Annotated in this window: 4 protein-coding genes; 3 read left to right on the top strand and 1 reads right to left on the bottom strand. The window is 66.5% G+C overall.

Features of this window, described 5'->3' with window-relative positions; genetic code table 11:
- The 3 genes from ACWCO2_RS36710 to ACWCO2_RS36700 form a co-directional block, all read left to right on the top strand.
- A partial coding sequence (locus ACWCO2_RS36710) for a hypothetical protein (RefSeq protein ID WP_450132409.1) occupies positions 1–369 on the top strand: 369 nt, incomplete at its 5' end.
- Positions 370–394: 25 nt separating this feature from the next.
- A complete protein-coding gene (locus ACWCO2_RS36705) occupies positions 395–1,234 on the top strand; it encodes a helix-turn-helix domain-containing protein (RefSeq protein ID WP_450132408.1) in 840 nt (279 codons plus the stop codon).
- Positions 1,231–1,485: a DUF397 domain-containing protein gene (locus ACWCO2_RS36700; RefSeq protein ID WP_450132407.1), complete on the top strand. Its 255-nt coding sequence runs from the start codon at positions 1,231–1,233 to the stop codon at positions 1,483–1,485. Before ACWCO2_RS36705 ends, ACWCO2_RS36700 begins: the two co-directional genes overlap by 4 nt.
- A 50-nt stretch (positions 1,486–1,535) precedes the next feature.
- On the opposite strand, the gene ACWCO2_RS36695 is transcribed toward ACWCO2_RS36700, so the two are convergent.
- Positions 1,536–3,389, bottom strand: a complete 1,854-nt coding sequence (locus tag ACWCO2_RS36695) for a dynamin family protein (protein ID WP_450132406.1) — start codon at positions 3,387–3,389, stop codon at positions 1,536–1,538.
- Positions 3,390–3,604 lie beyond the last annotated feature (215 nt).

Below are 3,604 nucleotides of genomic sequence, written 5' to 3'. Positions count from 1 at the left end.
GACGCGGTACCGGAAATGACGCGCAAGGCGTTCAAGACCGCGCAGAGCGAACGCCCGGGTGCGGTGTTCCTGGCCGTGCCGGAGGACATCGAAGCCCAGCAATCCATGCAGGTGTCCTGGTCGATCCACTCCGACTCCGGCGGCAACCGCTGCACCTGCCACGCCTCAACCTCAACCCCGCAGAACGACGCCACCGGGCCATGCTGCTCAGCCCGCTTCGCGGCGACGCCGAACGCATGCCGCCCAACCCCCACGGGCCGCCAAAACCAATCCACCCCAGCCGCTTCCAGCATCCCGTCCTCCTCTGTCTCTGTGACAAAGCTGGACCTGTTTTGTCTCAAAGACAAGCCAGTTGCCCACTTTGAGTGATCAATTGGTCATCTAGAGTGAACGCATGGCGAACACCGCGAAGGCGCGCGGACTTGGCGCGGAACTGCGAGAACTGCGCAAGAAGGCCGGTCTGACGGTCCGCGCACTCGAAGAACGACTGAGCTTCTCCCGCTCGACCATCAGCCGCATCGAACGCGGAGACAAGGTGCCGAGCGCCGAAGACCTCGGCGCCATGCTCGCCATCTACAACGTGACCGGCAAGCGCCGCCGAGAACTCATCCAGATGGCAAAGGACGCGGATCAGCCGAACTGGACGGAAATCGGCGACACGGGCATCCCGCGCCAACTCGCCGCCCTACTCGAGTTCGAACGCGAAGCCACCCGGATCTCCGCTCTCGCGCTGAACAGGATTCCGGGGTTGCTCCAGACCAAGGACTACGCGCGGGCCGTGCTGCGAGCAGGTGGCGTTCCGACGGACCGAACCGAAATGCTCACGGCTATCAGAGCTGGTCGGCAGGAAGTGCTGACCACGGCTCCGCCAGTTGAGTTCCTGGCTCTTATCGACGAGGTCGTCTTCCAGCGAGCCGTTGGTGGACCGTCAGTCATGGCGGACCAACTCAGGTACGTACTCGAGATGGCCGCAGCGCCGAACGTGACAGTTCAAGTGATCCCGCTCGATGCTGGCGCGCACATCGGGCAGGACGGCCCGCACTTGCTTCTCGAGTTCGCGAAGGCCGATCCGATCGTTCACCTGGAACACCGCAGGTCGGGCCAGTTTCTGGATGAGAAGGCAGACACGAAAGACTTTCTTGATCTCACGGCTACGCTCGAACGGCAAGCCTTGTCGCCGAGCGCTTCGGCGAAGCTGATCAAGAACTACGTTGCCGATCTGGAGACGCGATGAGCCCGGATTTCACCGGCTGGCGGAAGTCCAGCTACAGCGGAACACAGTCAGATTGCATCGAAGTCGGCTGGCGAAAGTCCAGCTATAGCGGCCCAAACAACAACTGCGTCGAGGTCGGCCTGGGCGCTGACGAGGTCGGGGTTCGGGACACCAAGGACCGCGACGGCGGGCTGTTAGCCGTGGATCAGCGGCAGTGGCGGGCTTTTCTCGCTGCCGTTCGCTCCGATCGGTTCGACGCTCCGAAGTTCTGAGGTGAAGGGCGCCTTGACCGAATAAGCCGGTCGAAGGCGCCCTTCACGGCTCAGGCGGCGGTGTCTCGGAGGTTGCGGATGTTGTTGAGGAGGGTTTCCGCGCGTTCGCGGCCGGCGGTGGCTTCCGTGAGGCGGCGGTTGACCGTTTGGAGTTGGCGGCTGCGTTCGGCGGCGTCCATCTTGAGGGCCTTGTCGACCTCGCGGAGTTCCGACTCGATCGCTTCGATCCGCTTGGTCAGCGCCTCGTCCAGGGCCAGTGAGAGCTGCTGCTCTGCCTCGATGAGCTGCTCCGCCACGAGCTGATCCAGCGCTGAGCGGGCATCGGCGATCGCTTCGGTCAGCCACTGCTTCATGTGCTGCTTGTCCGCCGCGTGCTTGCGGGTTCGGGCCATCCACCAGCCCGCACCGAGGCCGAGCACGATCGTCACCGGCAGCACCACCGGGTTCAGCGCCGCGATCCCCAAGCCCGCCAACGGCATCGCCGCCGCGCGCCCCACGCCGAGACCGCCGGACACACCCATGAACACCAGCAGCTTGTCCTCGGCCGTCGGCGGGCGCTTTTCCGGAGGGCGCATCGCGATCGGTGCCTGAGCGCCGCGGGCGAACTGCGAGCGGATCACGTCGAGCTCTTCCGCCGAGAACAGTTCCTTCAACGACTGCTCAGCGACCGTGGCCAGGCGCGCGGACAGCGCCGCGGCGACGCGCGTTGAAGCTATCTGCAGCGCCACATCCACCTGGCGGGGCAGTTCCTGGAGCTTCTGGCGGTCGGCGCCGTCGATGGCGCGGCGGAACCAGTTCTGCACCTCGCGGACCTGGCGCGTCACCTCGTGGTTGGTCTCCACGCGAGTGCGCTGGATCTCGCCACGCAGCTTGACCTGCCAGCCGCGGGTCGACGAACGCCGGGCGGTGGTCAGCTCGTCGCGGCGGGCGCGCAGCGACTCCGCCTCGTCCTCGCCGACGGTCAGGGCGCGCTTCTCGCCCTCCAGCTTCACCACCTGCTCACCGAGCACAGTGGACAGTGCGCGCATCGTGTTGGCCTCGCCGAGCATCGCCGACCGGCCGCCGATCAGCCGCTCCAGCTCGCTGCGCAGCTCCTCGATGCCGGACTTCTCCCGCAGCATCTGCGCGGCCTGCTCGCTCGGCGCCTTCGCGGCCATCTCCTGCAACCGCGCCGACACCGGGAAGATCGGCACCTCGGCGAACCGCGGTGCGTGCTCGACCAGCAGCTTCCGGTTCGCCTCCAGCACCTGCCGCCAGCCGCGGTACTGATCGGTCTTGGCCAGCGCGAACACCACGGTCTCCACCCGCTCGCTGGCCTTCTGCAGGAACTCCAGCTCACCGCGGGTGAACGGGGCGGAGGCGTCGACGACGAACAGCAGCGCGGTCGCCGAAGCAGCGGCCTCCATCGCCAGCTCGCCGTGCACCTCTTCCAGCCCGCCGACGCCCGGCGTGTCCACCACGGTGACCTTCGCCAGCGCGTCGACCGGCGCGGTGATCTGCACGTATCGCGGTGGGAGCTGGCCGTCCGGCAGGTCGCGGCCCACGCTGGTCCAGTTCGCCAGCTCGGCCAGGTCGAACGACACCGGATCCTGCTGGCCCGGATAGCAGGCGTGCGCCGCCCACTGCTCGCCGTGCTCGAACTGCAGGTAGGTTGCGGTGGCCACATCGGCGTCCACCGGGGACAGGCCAGGGTGCGCCAGCATCGCGTTGACCAGCGAACTCTTGCCGCGGTTGGTCTCGCCGACCACGACCACGCTGGGTGTCTTGGGACGGCTGCGCCGGACCTTCTCGACCCACTCGGCAGCGTCCGGGTCGACTTCCCGGAGCAGCGTGGTGAGCTTCTCCCTGGTCTGCTTGACCTGCTGCGGAAGTGCCGCAGCCACCGCAACGCCGGGTGCCGTCATGCGCGCCCAGCTCCTTTCCCGCGATCCGGTCGAACCTGCGAATTCTCCCCGAACCCACCCAACCCGGGAAAGCAGTTCCGCGTTTCAGCTGGTCAGGTCACGTAAGTCTTTTGAGCCGCTATAGCCCGGATCCGCCGGTGTTGTGTTGAGGTTTGTGGCGGTGGGGGTCGTGTCGTGGTGGGGTAGATGCCCTCTGGCCTGGGATGATTGTTCTT

This window comes from Saccharopolyspora sp. NPDC002376, from assembly GCF_053593195.1.
Note: the sequence above shows the minus strand (reverse complement) of the source record. Positions and strands in the feature narration are given on the sequence as shown.

Excerpts from the sequence above, each read along its gene's own strand:
- ACWCO2_RS36700 (WP_450132407.1), top strand. The coding sequence starts at position 1,231 with ATGAGCCCGGATTTCACCGGCTGGCGGAAGTCCAGCTACAGCGGAACA.
- ACWCO2_RS36705 (WP_450132408.1), top strand. The coding sequence starts at position 395 with ATGGCGAACACCGCGAAGGCGCGCGGACTTGGCGCGGAACTGCGAGAA.
- ACWCO2_RS36695 (WP_450132406.1), bottom strand. The coding sequence starts at position 3,389 with ATGACGGCACCCGGCGTTGCGGTGGCTGCGGCACTTCCGCAGCAGGTC.